The organism is Halocatena halophila, from assembly GCA_027563145.1.
GTDB classification, from domain to species: domain Archaea; phylum Halobacteriota; class Halobacteria; order Halobacteriales; family Haloarculaceae; genus Halocatena; species Halocatena halophila.
The window spans coordinates 1999990-2017514 of sequence record CP071306.1 but is presented as its reverse complement, the minus strand read 5'-3'; the positions used below and the strand labels follow the sequence as shown (position 1 = coordinate 2017514).

The 17525-nt window shown below is 57.2% G+C and carries 19 protein-coding genes; 12 read left to right on the top strand and 7 right to left on the bottom strand.

What is annotated here, in order from left to right; all coding sequences use genetic code 11:
- Window positions 1–10 precede the first annotated feature (10 nt).
- The 7 genes from JXQ78_RS10775 to JXQ78_RS10745 all read left to right on the top strand — a co-directional run bounded on the left by JXQ78_RS10775 (window position 11) and on the right by JXQ78_RS10745 (window position 7301).
- Complete coding sequence (locus tag JXQ78_RS10775; RefSeq protein ID WP_330630765.1) at window positions 11–595, top strand: V-type ATP synthase subunit E; 585 nt, start codon at window positions 11–13, stop codon at window positions 593–595.
- A complete protein-coding gene (locus JXQ78_RS10770) occupies window positions 592–1647 on the top strand; it encodes a V-type ATP synthase subunit C (protein WP_330630764.1) in 1056 nt (351 codons plus the stop codon). The genes JXQ78_RS10775 and JXQ78_RS10770 overlap by 4 nt, the downstream gene beginning before the upstream one ends.
- Window positions 1644–1985 (top strand): V-type ATP synthase subunit F, encoded by a 342-nt coding sequence (locus JXQ78_RS10765; RefSeq protein ID WP_330630763.1) that lies wholly within the window; start codon window positions 1644–1646, stop codon window positions 1983–1985. The genes JXQ78_RS10770 and JXQ78_RS10765 overlap by 4 nt, the downstream gene beginning before the upstream one ends.
- Window positions 1986–2020: 35 nt before the next feature.
- The gene (locus JXQ78_RS10760; RefSeq protein ID WP_330630762.1) at window positions 2021–3787 is read left to right on the top strand and encodes an ATP synthase subunit A; all 1767 of its coding nucleotides are present in this window, start codon (window positions 2021–2023) and stop codon (window positions 3785–3787) included.
- 1 nt (window position 3788) lies between these two features.
- Window positions 3789–5210, top strand: coding sequence for an ATP synthase subunit B (locus JXQ78_RS10755; RefSeq protein ID WP_330630761.1), 1422 nt, complete (start codon window positions 3789–3791; stop codon window positions 5208–5210).
- A 63-nt stretch (window positions 5211–5273) separates the two neighbouring features.
- Complete coding sequence (locus tag JXQ78_RS10750; RefSeq protein WP_330630760.1) at window positions 5274–6242, top strand: M48 family metallopeptidase; 969 nt, start codon at window positions 5274–5276, stop codon at window positions 6240–6242.
- Window positions 6243–6323: 81 nt separating this feature from the next.
- Window positions 6324–7301, top strand: coding sequence for a M48 family metalloprotease (locus JXQ78_RS10745; protein ID WP_330630759.1), 978 nt, complete (start codon window positions 6324–6326; stop codon window positions 7299–7301).
- Window positions 7302–7321: 20 nt separating this feature from the next.
- Here JXQ78_RS10745 and JXQ78_RS10740 read toward each other — a convergent pair whose 3' ends face one another.
- From JXQ78_RS10740 to JXQ78_RS10730, 3 genes are all read right to left on the bottom strand, one after another.
- Window positions 7322–7639 (bottom strand): hypothetical protein, encoded by a 318-nt coding sequence (locus JXQ78_RS10740; protein ID WP_330630758.1) that lies wholly within the window; start codon window positions 7637–7639, stop codon window positions 7322–7324.
- A complete protein-coding gene (locus tag JXQ78_RS10735) occupies window positions 7639–9114 on the bottom strand; it encodes a sodium-dependent transporter (protein ID WP_330630757.1) in 1476 nt (491 codons plus the stop codon). The genes JXQ78_RS10740 and JXQ78_RS10735 overlap by 1 nt, the downstream gene beginning before the upstream one ends.
- Before the next feature lie 65 nt (window positions 9115–9179).
- Window positions 9180–9641: a MaoC/PaaZ C-terminal domain-containing protein gene (locus tag JXQ78_RS10730; protein ID WP_330630756.1), complete on the bottom strand. Its 462-nt coding sequence runs from the start codon at window positions 9639–9641 to the stop codon at window positions 9180–9182.
- 108 nt (window positions 9642–9749) lie between these two features.
- On the opposite strand from JXQ78_RS10730, the gene JXQ78_RS10725 reads away from it, so the two are divergent.
- The 3 genes from JXQ78_RS10725 (at window position 9750) to JXQ78_RS10715 (ending at window position 11820) form a co-directional block, all read left to right on the top strand.
- The gene (locus tag JXQ78_RS10725) at window positions 9750–10133 is read left to right on the top strand and encodes an SHOCT domain-containing protein (protein ID WP_330630755.1); all 384 of its coding nucleotides are present in this window, start codon (window positions 9750–9752) and stop codon (window positions 10131–10133) included.
- Between the two features lie 112 nt (window positions 10134–10245).
- Window positions 10246–11037 (top strand): hypothetical protein, encoded by a 792-nt coding sequence (locus tag JXQ78_RS10720; RefSeq protein ID WP_330630754.1) that lies wholly within the window; start codon window positions 10246–10248, stop codon window positions 11035–11037.
- Between the two features lie 81 nt (window positions 11038–11118).
- The gene (locus tag JXQ78_RS10715) at window positions 11119–11820 is read left to right on the top strand and encodes a class I SAM-dependent methyltransferase (protein ID WP_330630753.1); all 702 of its coding nucleotides are present in this window, start codon (window positions 11119–11121) and stop codon (window positions 11818–11820) included.
- A 177-nt stretch (window positions 11821–11997) separates the two neighbouring features.
- On the opposite strand, the gene JXQ78_RS10710 is transcribed toward JXQ78_RS10715, so the two are convergent.
- The 3 genes from JXQ78_RS10710 to eif1A form a co-directional block, all read right to left on the bottom strand.
- Complete coding sequence (locus tag JXQ78_RS10710) at window positions 11998–12546, bottom strand: KH domain-containing protein (protein WP_330630752.1); 549 nt, start codon at window positions 12544–12546, stop codon at window positions 11998–12000.
- A gap of 62 nt (window positions 12547–12608) precedes the next feature.
- Window positions 12609–13448, bottom strand: coding sequence for a serine/threonine-protein kinase Rio1 (gene rio1 / locus JXQ78_RS10705; RefSeq protein WP_330630751.1), 840 nt, complete (start codon window positions 13446–13448; stop codon window positions 12609–12611).
- 114 nt (window positions 13449–13562) lie between these two features.
- Entirely contained in the window at window positions 13563–13853 is a 291-nt protein-coding gene (gene eif1A / locus JXQ78_RS10700) for a translation initiation factor eIF-1A (RefSeq protein ID WP_330630750.1), read from the bottom strand.
- Between the two features lie 185 nt (window positions 13854–14038).
- On the opposite strand from eif1A, the gene JXQ78_RS10695 reads away from it, so the two are divergent.
- A complete protein-coding gene (locus tag JXQ78_RS10695) occupies window positions 14039–15106 on the top strand; it encodes a zinc-dependent alcohol dehydrogenase family protein (protein WP_330630749.1) in 1068 nt (355 codons plus the stop codon).
- Between the two features lie 51 nt (window positions 15107–15157).
- A complete protein-coding gene (locus JXQ78_RS10690; protein WP_330630748.1) occupies window positions 15158–15346 on the top strand; it encodes a DUF7470 family protein in 189 nt (62 codons plus the stop codon).
- Here the strand turns inward: JXQ78_RS10690 and JXQ78_RS10685 are convergent, their stop codons facing one another.
- Window positions 15347–17329, bottom strand: a complete 1983-nt coding sequence (locus tag JXQ78_RS10685; protein ID WP_330630747.1) for a DUF460 domain-containing protein — start codon at window positions 17327–17329, stop codon at window positions 15347–15349.
- Between the last annotated feature and the right edge of the window lie 196 nt (window positions 17330–17525).

Below are 17525 nucleotides of genomic sequence, written 5' to 3'. Positions count from 1 at the left end.
TACCGACATTATGAGCCTTGATACGGTTGTAGAGGACATTCGAGACGAAGCCCGCGCGCGTGCAGACACGATTCGAAAGGAGGCCGAGCAAGAGGCCGACGAGATCATCGCAGACGCCAACGAGGAGGCCGATCGGATCGTCGAGGAGCGCGAGCGTGAGGTCGAGCGAACGATCGAACAGGAGCGTGAACAGCGCCTCTCGAGTGCAAAGCTCGAAGCAAAACAGGAACGACTCGGCGTTCGCCGTGACGTACTCGAAAGCGTCCGAGAGAGCGCCCGTGAACGGCTCGCCACGCGCGAGGAAGGCCGCGAAGAGCTGACCCGTGCGTTGCTCAAAGACGGCGCAGCTGAGTTCGAGGACGACGAGCTGCGCGTCTACGGTCGTGGCGACGACCAGGAGCTGATCGAATCGATCATCGAATCGGAGTTCCCCGAATTCGAGTTTGCCGGCGAGCGCGACTGTCTCGGCGGTGTCATACTCGAAAGCGATGAATCGCGCGTTCGGGTGAACAACACGTTCGATTCGGTCTTCGAGGACGTCTGGGACGACAACCTTCGCGAGGTCAGCGAACAACTGTTCGAATCAGACCAATGAACGCGACAGTCGGCTCAGCGAACTACAGCTACGTCAGTGCCCGCGTTCGATCACGCAGAGCGGCGCTGTTCGACGAGAACGACTATCGGAAACTCATTCGCATGGGCCCGGGCGAAATTGCCCGGTTCATGGAAGAAACCGAGTACGAAACCGAGATGAACGCGCTCGGATCGCGCTATGATGGCGTCGATCTCATCGAATATGCGCTCAACGAAAATCTGGCGAAACATTTTGACGATCTGTTGCGATTTGCTGACGGCCAGCTGAACGAGTACATCGCCAGTTATCTGCGCAAATTCGACGCGTGGAACATCAAAACCATCATTCGTGGCGTCTACACCGATTCGGAGACCCAGGAGATCCAGGACGACCTGATCCGTGCCGGTGAGTTCTCCGATGCGATGCTCGATCGCCTCGTCGAGAGCACATCGATCGAATCGGTCGTCGAGCAGCTTTCGAAGACGCTGTATGGATCCGCACTTGCGGAGGCCTACGAGGTGTACGAAGAGACGGGCGTGCTCGTCGCACTCGAAAACGCCGTCGATCGCGCATTCTACTCGGACATGCTCGGTGGATTTCCCCGAGAGCCATCGGAGGGAACCGCGATGTACGTCCAGTTGCTCCGTGCAGAAATCGACTTCCGGAACGTCCGGAACGCGCTCCGATTGGCACGCAGTGGAGCGGAGATCGACCCGAGCGAGTATTTCATTCCGGACGGGCGGCTGTTTGATGCAGACCAGTTGCGCCAGCTAACCCAGAATCCGGACCAGCTGACGGAGTATCTCCGCGATAGCACCTACGGACGTGATCTGTCGGAGGCACTCGATGAGCTCGAATCGGCTGACGGCCTGATCGACTTCGAGCGTGCACTCGAAAAGGCGCTGCTCGAATACGCCGACACGATGACAAATCGCTTCCCGCTATCGATCTGTCCGGTGATCGCCTACATTCGTGCCAAAGAGCGCGAAGTGGACAATATCCGGGCAATCGCCAGGGGAAAACAGGCCGGACTGTCGACCGACGAAATCGAAGAGGAGTTGGTGATCGTATGAGTCAGCACGAATCCGCAAGCAAAGAAATCGGCGTGATCGGCAGTCAGGAGTTCACGACCGGCTTTCGACTGGCTGGCATTCGGCGGTTCGAAACCGTCAGCGAGGACGACAAGCCAGAAAAACTCGACGACGCCGTCGAATCGATGCTCGAAGATGATGGCGTCGGTATTGTCGTGATGCACGAAGCAGATCTCGACTATCTCTCGCGAAATCTTCGCAACGAGGTCGAAACGAGCGTCGATCCCGTGCTCGTCACGCTCGGTGGCGGTGCCGGAAGCGGTGGACTGCGCGAACAGATCAAACGCGCGATCGGAATCGATCTGATGGACGAGTCCTGATCGACGAACACATTTCACAGCGAACTACACAACACATGAGTCAGGCAACACAGGAACAGACCGTCGACGACGACGGTGTAATCGACAGCGTGAGTGGTCCGGTTGTGACCGCCACGGACCTCGACGCCCGGATGAACGACGTGGTGTACGTCGGTGAGGAAGGGCTGATGGGCGAGGTCATCGAGATCGAAGGAAACGTAACGACGATCCAGGTGTACGAGGAGACCTCAGACGTTGCACCGGGTGAGCCGGTCGAAAACACCGGCGAGCCACTGACGGTCGATCTCGGACCAGGGATGCTCGACACCATTTACGACGGTGTCCAGCGCCCACTCGACGTGCTTGAATCGCAGATGGGCGCGTTCCTCGACCGCGGTGTTGACGCGCCGGGCATCGATCTGGAAAAGACCTGGACGTTCACGCCGACCGTCGAGGAAGGTGACGAGGTCAGCGCCGGCGATGTCGTCGGTACGGTCGATGAGACCGTCAGCATCGAGCACAAAGTCCTCGTTCCACCAGGATACGAGGGTGGAACCGTCGAATCGATAGAAGAGGGCGAATTCACCGTCGAAGAGGCGGTTACGACGCTCTCATCCGGCGAAGAGATCAAGATGCGCCAGGAGTGGCCGGTCCGTGAAGCACGGCCAACGGTCGAAAAACAGACGCCAACCAAACCGCTCGTTTCTGGCCAGCGAATTCTCGATGGCCTGTTCCCGCTCGCAAAGGGTGGGACGGCCGCAATCCCAGGACCGTTTGGTTCGGGAAAAACGGTGACCCAGCAGTCACTCGCGAAGTTCGCCGATGCCGACATCGTCGTGTACGTCGGCTGTGGTGAGCGTGGCAACGAGATGACGGAAGTGATCGATGACTTCCCAGAGCTGCCCGACCCACAGTCTGGCAATCCGCTGATGGCACGGACGTGTCTTATTGCCAATACGTCGAACATGCCGGTGGCCGCGCGTGAGTCCTGTGTGTACACGGGAATCACCATTGCGGAGTACTACCGCGACATGGGCTACGACGTGGCGTTGATGGCAGATTCGACCTCGCGCTGGGCAGAAGCGATGCGTGAGATCAGCTCGCGACTTGAGGAGATGCCCGGTGAGGAGGGCTACCCGGCGTATCTCGCCGCACGGCTGTCTGAGTTCTACGAGCGCGCAGGCTACTTCGTCAACGCTAACGGCACCGAGGGATCGATTTCGGTTATCGGTGCGGTTTCGCCACCGGGCGGCGACTTCTCCGAGCCAGTGACCCAGAACACGCTGCGTATCGTAAAGACGTTCTGGGCACTCGATTCCGACCTCGCAGAACGTCGTCACTTCCCGGCGATCAACTGGGACGAATCCTACTCGCTCTATCGGAATCAGCTCGATCCGTGGTTCGAAAACGAGATCGACGCCGACTGGTCGGAGACACGCCAGTGGGCGATCGATACGCTCGACGAAGAGGGAGAGCTACAGGAGATCGTTCAGCTCGTCGGTAAGGACGCGCTGCCGGACGACCAGCGACTCACGCTTGAGGTTGCACGATATCTCCGTGAAGCGTGGTTGCAACAGAACGCGTTCCACGACGTGGACCGCTACTGTCCGCCGGAGAAAACGTTCCAGATCCTCACGGCGATCAAGGCGTTCAACGACGAGGCGTTCGAGGCACTTGAGGCAGGCGTTCCGGTCGATGAGATCACCACAATTGACGCCGCCCCACGCCTGAACCGGATCGCAACGACGCCAGACGACGAAGCCGAAGCGTTCGTCGCAGATCTCACCGACGAGATCGAATCGCAGCTTCAGGAGCAGTACTAAGATGAAAGAATACCAGACAATTACGGAGATCAGCGGTCCGCTGGTGTTCGTAGAAACGGACGAACCGATCGGCTACGACGAGATCGTGGACATCGAGACGCCGTCCGGGGAGATCCGCCGCGGGCAGGTGCTCGAAGCAGCGAGCGGCTACGTCGCAATTCAGGTCTTCGAGGGAACCGACGGCATCGATCAGGATTCCTCGGTTCGCTTCCTCGGCGAGACGATGAAAATGCCGGTGACCGAAGAGTTGCTCGGGCGCGTGCTCGATGGCTCCGGAGATCCGATCGACGGTGGCCCGGACATCGTTCCCGAAGAGCGCCACGACATCGTCGGAGCCGCAATCAACCCGACAGCTCGTGAGTATCCAGAGGAGTTCATCCAGACGGGCGTTTCAGCCATCGATGGGATGAACACGCTGGTGCGTGGGCAGAAGCTGCCGATCTTCTCGGCATCAGGGCTGCCACACAACGAGCTGGCACTCCAGATCGCCCGTCAGGCGACGGTGCCAGAAGAAGCAAGCGACGAGGAGGGCGAAGAGTCCGAGTTCGCAGTGGTCTTCGGAGCGATGGGGATCACCGCAGAAGAGGCAAACGAGTTCATGGACGACTTCGAGCGAACTGGCGCACTTGAGCGCTCGGTCGTCTTCATGAATCTCGCGGACGACCCGGCAGTTGAGCGGACGGTGACCCCGCGGATGGTGTTGACAACCGCCGAGTATCTCGCCTTCGAGAAGGATTATCACGTGCTGGTCATCCTGACGGACATGACCAACTACTGTGAAGCGCTGCGTGAGATCGGTGCCGCTCGTGAGGAGGTTCCTGGTCGGCGTGGCTATCCCGGATACATGTACACCGATCTGGCCCAGATCTACGAACGCGCCGGTCGTATCGACGGGCGTGAGGGCTCAGTAACCCAGATCCCAATTCTCACGATGCCGGGTGACGACGAGACGCACCCAATTCCGGATCTGACTGGCTACATCACTGAGGGACAGATCTACGTCGATCGTGCCCTCAACTCTCAGGACGTCAGCCCGCCGATCAACGTGCTGCCATCGCTCTCGCGGCTGATGGACGACGGAATTGGTGAGGGACTCACGCGTGAAGACCACGCAGATGTCTCCGATCAGCTGTATGCGGCCTACGCAGAGGGTCAGGACCTGCGCGATCTCGTGAACATTGTCGGTCGGGAGGCACTATCCGAGAGCGACAATCGGTATCTCGACTTCGCGGATCGGTTCGAAACGGAGCTCATCGATCAGGGGAGCCACACGGACCGGGAGATCGACGAGACGCTCGACATCGCGTGGGAGCTGCTCTCAATGTTGCCAAAGACCGAGCTCAACCGGATTGACGAGGAACTCATCGAGGAGTACTACGTTGGCGGTGCAGAATCCGAGCCGGTCGAAGCGGCTGCTGACTGACGATTCTGCCATCACTTTCTGTTGCTACCAGGATTTATTTTGCTCCCTCCATGAGTGTGACCCATGAGACTGCCCGCCAGTCGAGCACTCATGGTTCGGATGGTGTTGCTGGTGGGTGTGCTCGGGGTGTGCGCATTGTTCGTCGTTGCTGGTCCGACGCTCCTGTTCCTCGGGATTGGTGTGCTGTTGGTCGGCACCGGTGAGCTCGAGATCGTTGTTGGGCTCTGTGGTGCGTTCTGGCTTATCCTGCTTGCAAACACCGTGCTGGACACGCCCGTTGACACCACACCGGTCGTTGGGCAGTTTGCTGAGAATGCGCTCACGCCAGCCGAACGCGCCAGCCCAGCACTCCAGCAAACGGTTGATCGACTGGCCCACCAGGCGTCGATTCCAGCCCCGGCGGTGTTGATCACGCCTGATGGACCCCCCACGGCGTACACGAGTGGCATCGCTCGCGATCAGACCACCATCGTCGTCACGACAGCACTGATCGAGGAGCTCTCCGACGAACAGCTCCGTGCCGTTCTCGCCCACGAGATTTCCCACATCGTGAATCGAGATGTGGTGGTAATGACGATCGTTGCGATCCCGCACCGGTGGGCCTTCCGGCTCGGTGGTGGGGTTGAGAAACGCTATTCGATCCGATCGGAGAACTACGGGCTGTTGCGACTGTTTGCGGGTATCGTGCTGGTGTTCGAACGAATGGTGAGTCGAACGCGGGAGTTCGTGGCCGACCGCGGTGCGGTCGCGCTCATTGGGAGTCCAGCACCCCTGGTGGGGGCCATTCGAACGCTCGACGGTGTCTCAGGGAGGGATCCGCGGAGTGACGGGATTGAAGCGTTCTCGTTTTTCCCGAACGCTTCCAGCAGGCTGCGCGATGAAGATGTTGCTCTCGATGCTAACGGTGCGAGAACAATGAGCCGACTGTTTCTCCGGGTGATTCAGCTGCGGAGCCGACTGTACCGGACGCATCCGGACCCAGAGGAGCGGATTAAGCGACTACAAGCACTGGATCCAGATTACGGTGGCTAACTGAGCCATCCATTCTCAGTGGTACACGTCCCCTAGGACAGTCCATGGATGTTAATTGTTCACTGTCCTATAGCAATAGGTATGGACTGGTCGTACGATCGTGGGCTGCTGGTTCGGATGGTGGTCTCGATGGCACTGCTCACGGTGAGTGGACTGAGTGGGATTGCATTCACGTTTCTCTGTGTATTCATTTTCATTGCGGTGTGCGGTGAGGGGACGCTCTCGTTTTCGCTCACGCTCGGCGTTTCGTTCTTGTTCTGGTTGTTCATCGTCTCAGTAGCGTTCCGTCGATACGACGATCAAATCGCGGAAATTGTCCGCCCGCAACACCAAATGGAGATCGAAGCGGTTGCGGAACCGCCACCAGACGTTTTGCGGACGGTTGAACGACTCTCTCAGCAGCTCAATATTCCGGTACCAACCGTCGTCATCGCTGCTATGGAGACACCTACGGCGATGACGACGGGGTATACTCCCAGGAGCGCTCGAATTATTCTGTCAGAATCAGTATTACACGTGCTTGACGATGCGCAACTGACGGCGGTGCTCGCTCACGAGTGTTCGCACATCAAACACCGAGACACTGGCGTGTTGACGGTTGCGACGATCCCAGAACGGTTCTGGGGAGCTCTCGTCGATTTATCACAAACAGACAGCAACAAGAGCAAAGAATTGTCCTTGGGTCAGATTGCAGAATATGGAACAAAACCCTTCAGTCGTCTGCTCACACGTGATCGTGAACTTGCAGCAGATCGCGGGGCAGTAGCGCTGATGGGATCCATTGGCCCACTTGCTGGAGCGATACGAACGCTCGAAGAAGAACACCGTGAGGACCTGAGAACCGTCCCGGACACAATGGCATCATTTTCGTTTCTCCCACCAGAGCGAGATACTACGCCCGAAATTATGCTAGGGCCTGATGGCAATCGCCCACCAACCAGCCTTCGAACGGAGTACCCTCGAGCTGCCAAATTCTACGACAGGCTCCTTCGAACGCATCCCGAACCCAAAGAGCGGATCGAACGACTCCAAAAACTAGAACTATCCTCACTGGAGTAACACGAAATTGAATCCCTGTCTCAGAGCCGTTCGAGATCGTCGATTGTGGTCTCGTCCCAGTCGTAAAACGTCTCCTCAATACGGCCAAGTCGATCGACACAATCATTGTACGCAGTTGTTGCGTCGTCGACACGCGGGTGATCGGGATGCGATTCGATCCACGCACGCAGTTCTGACATCACCCGTGGCGAATAGGAGTCGAACGTCTCCTGTCTCTCCAGCAGTTCGAGCTTTCGCTCTTCGTCGCCGAGCGAGCGCACGAGGGCCCAGCCACCAACCCCCCACAATGCGACCATCGCGATGAGCAACACCGCGATCGTGCTTGCGGGTAGCACCATCACTGACCACCCCCGTTGGCGTGCTCATCAGCCCCTGGCCGCTCAAGAACTGCCATTCCCAGCACACTCACCAGGATGATGGCTCCAATGAGAACGACCCCACCGACGGTCTGGGTGGGATGGCTCATGAGATTCGAAATCACATAGTAGACCACGATCAACGCGATCACTGGTGGAATGACAAACTGGACGATCACGCTCCACCACCGGCCAACGTACAGATCTGTGGATCGATTCAGCTCTACGAGCCGGACCCACTCGAGCCCCAGTCCGGGATCGCTCCCCAGTTTCCAGCCGACAACTAGCATGACCAACAGCGCAGCCACCGGGAGTCCCCAGGTGCCAAAGATGAAATCCATAAGATTGAGTACGTCAACTGAGTACGCGCTTGGAAGTCCCACCAGCCAGATTGCCCCCGAAAACAGCACGACCACTGTGTTACGACCGAAGCGTGTCTCCTCGGTGAGAGTGGTGACACCCACTTCAGTGATGGCGAGCCCAGAGGTAAACGCCGCAAAGAAAAAGCCGAGATAGAACACGATCGCCCAGAAATACCCCCCTGCCATCTGCCCGAAGACGTACGTCAACGAAATGAACGTGAGGCTGGACCCCGCCGTGGGCTGGAGGCCAAAGGCAAACACCGCTGGAAACACGGCTAACAGCGCAAGCAAGCCAATGCTGGTGTTACCGAGTGCAGTGAACAACCCGCCGCCGAGGGCAACGTCGTCGTGGTCGCGCAGATAGCTTCCGTAGGTGAGTGCGATCCCCCAGCCGAGTCCGGTCGAAAACAGCGCCTGTCCGAGCGCTCCAATCCACGTTGCCGGACGAAGGAGAAACTCAATTCTGGGAGTGAACAGATACCGGACGCCAGAAAGCGCGCCCGGGAGCGTCAAACTCCGGATTGCCACTGCGAGAAGCGCAACTAATAGGGCTGGAAACAGCCATCGCACAATCCGTTCGATCCCATCACGAATCCCAAACAACAGAACGATCGCCACCAGTCCGACGGCGATCGTGTGCGTCGCAATAACCAACACCGTCGCGTTCGTATACGATGTCCAGAATACGAGCGGGTTAAAGCCTGGTTGCATGAACGTACCGAGAATTGAGTGATACACGTAGTAGAGAATCCAGCCGAGAATGGGCGCGTAGTAGGACATTAGCGCAATGTTCACCACCAGTACCACAACAGCGACACCGGTCCAGCCACCAGGGCCGGCAACCTGACGAACACTCCCGATCACTCCCCGATTCGTGTATCGACCGAGCAGCGTTTCGGCCATCAGTCCCGGAATGGCGATCAGATACAACAACAGAAGATAGATGAGCAAAAATCCACCACCGCCGTTGATCCCAGTGACGTAGGGCAGCCGCCAGATATTCCCTGCCCCAACCATCGCGCCGACCATCGCCATCAGGAATCCGAATCTACTCCCCCATTGTTCCCGCGACGTTCGAGCCCGCTGATTCGTCATGAACTACTATTCTGGAAAGAAACAGAAGTAATATTTGTGTCAGATCAGAACGGTCAGCAGCACGATCAAGACTGGCGTTTAAAGAGGAACTTCATGTCCCCGGCAAACACACAGTCACCATCCTGATTGCGAACGTCGGCATCGATAACCACCAGCCCAGCATCGTCTCTGCTCTCTAGCTCCCGGCGGTCGGTCACTTCGAACGTTGCAGTGATCGTATCGCCGACAAAGAGCGGATTCGGAATGTCCATGTAGTTCATTCCGAGAAACGCGATCACCGTCCGCTCAACGAAACCACAGCGCTGGACGAGCCCCGTCGCCATGATGAACGTCATCGGGCCGTGGGCGATCCGTTCGCCGTAGGGACCCTCAGCCGCGTATTCGGTGTTGGTGTGCAGTTCGGTCCAGTCTCCCGTCAGCATCGAGTGTGTCACGAAATCAGCCTCCGTGATCGTTCTTCCAGCACTCTCGAACGTTTTTCCGACGTCCATCTCCTCGAAGTAGTGGGGTTCGTAACTGTACGGCATAGCCATATATCAACGAACGATGGGAAGAATCTACCGGCGGACCACCGATCGGTCAGTCAGAACGAATTTGATCAACAATTATCTGCTGTGATCCAGTAGTGAAAGGAGATGACAGATGGATTGAACGCGATCAAACAATGGTATAGTCGAAATCCAGTCGGAGAGTTCCTGATTATGTCTCTGGTCGCAGTGCTGTTGTTTGGTGGATTTTCCACGGTCCACGTTATGATCGGCTGGATCCTTCTATTCGTCTTTCTCATCGATCGTGGAGCACGATTCTACGAATACTTCAAAAAATCCAGAACCGATGCGAGTCAAGTTGCCAAGAAAGAATTTCACGGTGATCCCCTGGAGGAACTCCGACACCGATACGCAACTGGGGAACTGACTGACTCAGAGTTCGAACGGAAGCTGGAACGGCTGCTTGAAACCGAAGGAATCGAGGTGAGCAATCCCGCAGCCGATTCAAACGAGATGACCGAAACGGCCTGAGTTCACGCTGTTTGGTGATTACAGTCAGAATCCATCAAACAATAGTAATCGGATGATATCATAGTATGATAAGACTATTATAAACCAGCTATTAATCACCAAGCGAAGATACATGTCAGAGATATTGCTTCAATCGGGAATCATTCGGCTCGTTGGGATCGTGGTCGCCGTGGGCATTGGCGTTCTCTCGGTCCTCGTGTACGCATCGATGATTCCCGCCGTGTGGCGTGGCGAGCACGTTCCCGAGCCTCGTGGTGGAAAGCGGAATGTGCGGATGAACAAACGCAATTGGCCGGTGACAGCCGCGGCATTTCTGTTGCTGTTTGGCGGTATTGGAGTGATGGCGGTGGCTGATAGCCTGATTGGGGACGGGATGATTGTCGGGCAAGTAATTGCAGGGATTGGGATCGCTGGATTGCTCGTTGGAATGTTCATCGATGCGGTGAATCGACCGAAATTCCTGGTTCCACCGGACTACCGAAATGACCGTGGCTGGTTGCAAAAGCGGTTCGGATCATCCCCACCATCCCCAGAGCTAACGAATGCGGACGTACAGGAGTGGTTTCACAATGATCCAGAACACAAATCGCGTCTCGAAGGACTCCTCGAAGATGATCTTGCAATCCTCCTTGAGGAAACCGACGAACGATCGCACTATGCAGTGCTTGACATCTGGTGGAGCGATATGGCCACAGACCTCGGATTCGAGGAACCGGACGAAGACGAATTCGTTGATTTCTTGATTGCAATCGCCGAAACCGACGCGTACCAGAAGTACAGTGATCTGGTGGGGGAGGTCCCTGAAATCGAGACCGAAATTTGTGGAACATCACCGTTCGTGGTTGATCACAGCTATGGCGATGACCAGTCTACTGTGACTCACAAGGAGGCTTCTCACCAGTAACGCGCTCGTGAGAATCGAACGACCACTCGACTTCGCCTCTGTATCATGCATATATTTGTACAATGATACACAAATATGTCCATGGAAGCAGACGAGAAGTTCACCGTCGATACGGAGTTTCTCCTCACCGGCCGCACACTCTGTGAGTATCGTGCGATGTTCGATCTTGAAATTGAGACGCTCGCGGATCGAACGGTGCTTGATTGTCCGTCGGGTGCGGGCTCGTTCGTCCGTGAAGCGGCCGATCGTGGCGCGGAGATAACGGGCGTAGACATGCTCTACGACCAGCCACCAGCCGTCCTCAAACGACGAGTTCAGGACGATTTTGGTGCTGTTGCGAATCAGCTCCCGGAAAAAGCGGACCTGTTCGAGTGGAATTTTTATGGGACGGTTGCCCACCGGCTCGAACTGATGGAGCGTGCAATTGAGACGTTCCTCTCGGATTATCCAACGGGACGGACCGAGGGACGCTACGTCTACGGGCAGTTGCCAACGTTGCCGTTCGCAGATGAGACGTTCTCGCTGGTGTTGTCTGCACACCTGCTCTTTCTGTACGGCGACCGGTTGGATTTCGAGTTCCACCTCACAGCAATCCGGGAGCTCTGTCGCGTGGCCAGCGAGGAAGTCAGGATTTTTCCGCTCGTCGGACTCGATACCGAACCGTACGATCGATTGGATGCCGTGATCGAGATTTTAGCAGAAGATGGCTATCAACCAGCACGAATCGACGTTCCGTTCGAGTTCCAGCAAGGGGCGACCGAACTCCTTCGCATTGGCGTGTAATCTCGGGAAATCTGACGATTCGAGTTTCTGGCAGGGTTTTGTGTGCATATCAGGCACACAATGCTATCGCTCCGGAATCATCTCATCAATTGTACCATCGAAATAAGAAGTACGGAGTTCCCGTTGCTCTATCGTATCCACTCTCAGTTCACGAACGAAGTGAGCAAAAAGGTATGCTCACCCGGGGAACTCGTGGTAGCTCAGTTCGTTCTGTTTCATTTCGGTCCGGCGGCGTTCGAGGAACGAGTACACCGAACCGTGCGGGGCCCCATCCAGAATCATCTCGGCCCCACGGCGGACGGCCTCGACTTCGTCGGGTCTGCCGATGATGCCCAGCGTCGTGCCATAAATCACGACCGACGCGCCGGTGAGCTCTTCCATCAGCTCTCGCGTCCGGCCATCCTCACCGATGAGACGACCCTTTTTTCGCCGGAGATCGTTCTTGTTGCGGGCCACAGCGTCGATGTCGACGATCTCGAACATCATCAGGTCGTCTTCGAGCAACCGCAGTGCGTCTTCCGGTCGGAAGCCTCTCCCGATTGCTTTGACGATGTCGGGACCTTTGAGTCCCTGCACGGGATCACCGACCGATTCGACGGCAACCGATCCGGTTTCAGAATCGATGTCGAGCCGAACCTCTGCTTTCGACTCGATCTCCCGCATCGTTTCACCGCCCTGACCGACGAGCACGCCGATGCGGTCCTGCGGTATCGTCACGTGCTGCATAATTGGTGTAATGGCGGATCACGCATTAACCATTCGGTGGACGAACTGGAACTGGTTGTTGTCTACACACCAGTTACAAACTCGAGTAACGACGACTGTGTTACATCCACGCCGAGCGCTTCGAAAAATCGTGCCACATTATGACAGTCGCGTTCTAAAAACTCGCGGCTGTTGGGATGATGGACAGTCACCGCCTGGCCAAGGTCGATGACGTACAGCTCACCGTTCTGGACGACCACGTTGTACTCGCTGAAATCCCCGTGAATCAGCCCGGCACGATACAACCGCTGCATATACTCTCGAACGACCTCGAACGCTGTCTGTGGATTCTCGATTTCAACTTCCGCCAGTCGCCGGCCACGTGATTCATCACCGAGATACTCCATCACCAGCACATTGCGCTCGGTGGTGATCGGATCAGGCACTGCCACACCCGCATCGCGAGCCCGGCCGAGGTTTGAGAACTCCTTTTTCACCCAGGCGAGAACTACCTTCTTCTTGTCGTTGCCGATTCCCTCGAACCGTGGATCGCCATCGAGATACTGGCGCATTTGGCGGAAATCGCTGGCGTTGATCCGGTAGATCTTCACAGCAACCGTTCCGTCAGGACCTTTCGCCGAGTACACCGACGCCTCTTTCCCGGTCGAGATGGGTCCGCCAAATGCATCGATGTAGCCGTCCTGAACTAGCTTATAAATTGCAGCGAACGTGGCGTCGTCGAACACCGACGCCTCAACTTTGAACTGATCTGCGTCTTTGATCCGCTTGCGAAAAGAAAGGAACTCGCGGTCTTGCCTTCTGGCGATCCGGTCTGACTCTGTGTCGCTGACATCGATTGCTTCCCACTCGTCACCCGGAACGGCGCTCGCATCCGAATCAATCAGCCCGTAGTCGTCGCTCATGTCCTACCAGCAACACCGTGGCACCCACCAGCTGGCGGGAGTCCGGCCACGGCCGAAAAGCGGTGGGGCACCCAGTCGAAACGAGACGCATTGAACATTGTAGTTGCGATCATGCTACATATCCTGGATATGTCCCTCCCGTCGAAGCTGATCTGCGTCCTGCTTGTTGTATCGCCAGGCCACGTCCGCTTTTTCGTCTTGCCAGTCCCACGGCTCGACGAGAACGACATCGTCCTCACGGATCCAGATCCGTTTTTGCATCCGACCCGGAATGCGGGCGGTTCGTTCCTTGCCATCCATACAGCGTACCCGTACCCGGTTTGCTCCGAGCATGTTCGTTACGACGGCGAACACCTCGTCGTCGTCGGGCATTCGCAGGCTCTTGCGACTCCCACTATCGCTCATACTCCGTCATTCGACTGGCGCACGGTTAAGTTTCTCCCATCGAGTGGCGAACACCACCATTGGTCACACCAACGGCGGGCGATCGAATCGAATCTTGCACACTGAAAAAAGCGTGGCCGCAGGTTAGCGGTGATTGATAACTTACACCAATGATTTATACAGTTGTAATCGTTCCATACAGTCACATGAGAGCAGTAGTCTTTCAGGGACCAGAAGAACCGATGACGGTCGAGGAGGTCGATCGGCCGGACTGTGACGACGACGGAATTGTCGTCGAAACCGAGGCGTGTGGCGTCTGTCGGTCAGATTGGCACGCCTGGAAGGGCGACTGGGACTGGCTCGGGCTGATGATGAAGCCGGGGCTGATTTTTGGCCACGAGCCGTGCGGGAAAGTTGTTGAAGTCGGCCCCGAAGTTGAGAACATCAGTGAGGGCGATCGGATCACCGCTCCGTTCAACATGAGCGACGGGACCTGTCCGCATTGTTTGCAGGGTCGGGCCAACATCTGTGAGCGGTCCGTTCCAATGGGGTTTCTCTCGTTTCAGCCCGGGGCGTACGCTGAAGAGTTCCCGGTTCGGGTGGCCGATCAGAACGCGATCAAAGTCCCAGATTCACTGGATCCAGTCGACGTGGCGGGACTGGGTTGTCGGTTCGCCACGGCGTTTCACGGCATTTCCCACCGGGTCGACATCGATCCGGGAGACACGGTCGCGGTCCATGGCTGTGGCGGAGTCGGGCTCTCGGCGATCATGACAGCGGACGCACTCGGGGCTCGTGTAATCGCGGTCGATCTCGACGACCGCAGTCTGGAGATGGCGGCTGAAATTGGCGCTGAAACCACGATTAACGCGGCCGAAGTCAAAGACGTTCCACAGGCAGTCAAGGGCTATACCGAACGCTCGCGTGGCGTGGCGGTGAGCGTCGATGCGCTCGGGATCGAAGAGACGTGTCGTAATTCGGTGAATTCCTTGAATAAAGGCGGCCAACATCTCCAGATCGGGATGACGACTGCTGATGAAGGTGGTGAGATCCCGCTGCCGATCGATATGATGGTACAGGATGAACGCGAGTTCTACGGCTCGTATGGTATGCCGCCACACGAGTACGATGAGATTTTCAGCATGATGGAGGCGGGCAAGATTGATCCAGGAAAGATCGTCAGCGAGACGATTTCGCTGTCAGAGGTGCCCAAGAAGGTGGCGGCAATGGACGAGTTCGACACGGTTGGAATCCCGGTCTGCAACGAATTCTAACACGCAGCTCGTACAGGAGTCCTTTTCAATTAGCAGGGGGCTACAGCGAGCATGTTCAAGCAACTTGGACGCTACGGCATCGCTGGTATCATCCTCGCACTCATCGGACTCGCAGTCGTTGCGATCGAGAGTCCGATCGTCGCCGCTGGATTGTTGTTGATACTCCTCGGAACGGCGCTCTTGCTCCGCGGATTGATCGGTTACGGACTCGAAGCGGTTGGGATGGGCGGAATGTTGTAATCAGCCGTTTGTTGGCTCACCCTCGTTCGCGCGGTGTTCGCTAATGAGCTGATCAACCATTGCCGCTGTATTCTCGCGGCGGCGCTGTTTTGCTCGTTCGTTCCAGGCGTCGATCGCCACCTCAACGTCGTGTTCGCGCGCAACTGCCAGGTCATCAATCTCCTTTATTTGGACGTGCTCGGCATTTCCAACGGGAACGCCGTGCTCAAAGAGAATCGTGTCCGCAACGTCGCTCAGGCCACCGCGTTTGAGCACGATTCGAGGGGCAGTCTCGGCCAGCCGTTTGGCCGTCCGTTTGCCGGCCCCACTGGCATCACGAAGCAAGAGCACATCGCCGTCGATTAGCCCGTAGGCAGTATCGGCCCGCTCGATCGCTTGCAAAGTGAACTGGTCGATTGGTTTGACTGGGACGAGACCCTGCCGATTCTGCGAAACGTCAGCGAAGTTCGAGTGATCGATCTTCCAGAGATCCTTGAGCCGTTCGAGTTTCGCAGTCAGCGAATCAATCTCCTCGCGCTGGGATTCGATCCGTCCTTCGTACTCCTCAATCCGGCGTTCCTTTCGGGTGACAGTCTCCATTCGCTTGACTGCCAGTCGTTCGTCCCGCCGGACAGAGCTGAGTTCGTGTTCGAGCGCGTCGATCGTCTCCTCTTTCTCGTCGATCGTCGATTCGAGCGACTCAATGTGGGATTCGAGCCGGTCAATACGCTCTGTAAGACGAGTAATTTCTTTTTCTTCTGGCGTCCGCTCGGTGGTGTCCGGTGGTTGTTCGGTATCGTCGGATTGTCCATCATCGGTGAGCGTTGCGACGGCGGATTCAATTGAGTCATCCCCAGCAAGCACGCGTTCGGCGACAGCACCACGATCGAGCTGTGCTGGGATCTTTGCACTGATCCGCGAGAGCTGGTCCTCATGGGCATCAAACGCGAACAGCGCGGCCGCCATCGCGTCTCGCTGGTGGTCATCCTCGTAGCCGGTGTCACGGGTGCGGTGTTGTTTCCGGTCGATCGGGAGATCCCGCTCGGGTTTCCAGCCGGCCGCATCGAAGCTCCGTCGGAACTTTTCGACCGTTTCAGGCATTGGCGTCACATCGCTTGCGATGAGTATCGGGCGGCCACGCTCAATGATCCACTCGATGATCGCCGCCGTGTCCGCAGTTCGTGTCGAGTGCACGTCAAGGACGGTTCCACCCAGGCCAACGATTGCGACTCCCGTAGTCGTCCCCGGATCAACACCCACGATGACACGATCACGGCGTTTTGCGAGCGGTTCGAACTCGATACCATCGTAGCGCTCGCGTTCGATTTCGATGCGAACGTCGCCCGATCGCATCGCACCTACCGGCAGATCTTCGGGCCGTGCAGAAACGGTGAACAGGGCCTGTGAGAGGCCACCGTATTTCTCGGTGCGATCGACAGTAAACGAGAGGCCAGCGTCCGACAGCTTTTGTTCGACCTCGCGCGCCGTCGTTTTGACCGCGCCGTGGATGCGGCGTGTGTACCGGTCCTCACTCCAGCCACCACTGCCGGTTGCGCGTCCCCTGGCTACTTTCACGGTGATCGTATCGCCAAATGCCCGAACCACCTGCCCGACGTTTGCGGCTGCCAGTCGCGCCGTGGCCTCTGCCTCTTTCATCGGCTTTTTGCCGTATTCGACGCCGTGGCGCGCGGCGACTCTTGAGAGTGGCTCCGGGTCGTGGTCTCCAGTCACCTGCACGAGTTTCGTCTCCGCAGGGAGCTCACGGAGAAAATGAATGAGGGCGTCCTTATCAGCCGCCAGCTCGTAGACATTGTCGACAGCGAGTATGTCCGGCGCTTCGCGCTGGAGCAGTCGTCGGAGCTTGCGTAATGAAACGACATCGCGGTCCGTGTTCGTGCCGTCGAACGCAACCACGGCGAACGACGGCGCGTCGCCACGGACATCACCGCTCTGGATGTCTACACCGAACACCACTGATTCGAGTGCACTCGCGCGCGTACTCACGGTCAATGGTATGCCCCACTGCGATTTAACTTTTGCAGGGTAAGTCCTCTTCCGTAAGGAGCGAACGGCGGCAGCCGCGATCAAGCAGCGAAAGGTAATTCACAGTTATAGAGCAGACAGTTTACCCTGATTCAAAGAGAAAGCCCCGTACTTCGCCGGATTACATCTGGCTGATCAGCCGAACGTAGTTCGACCA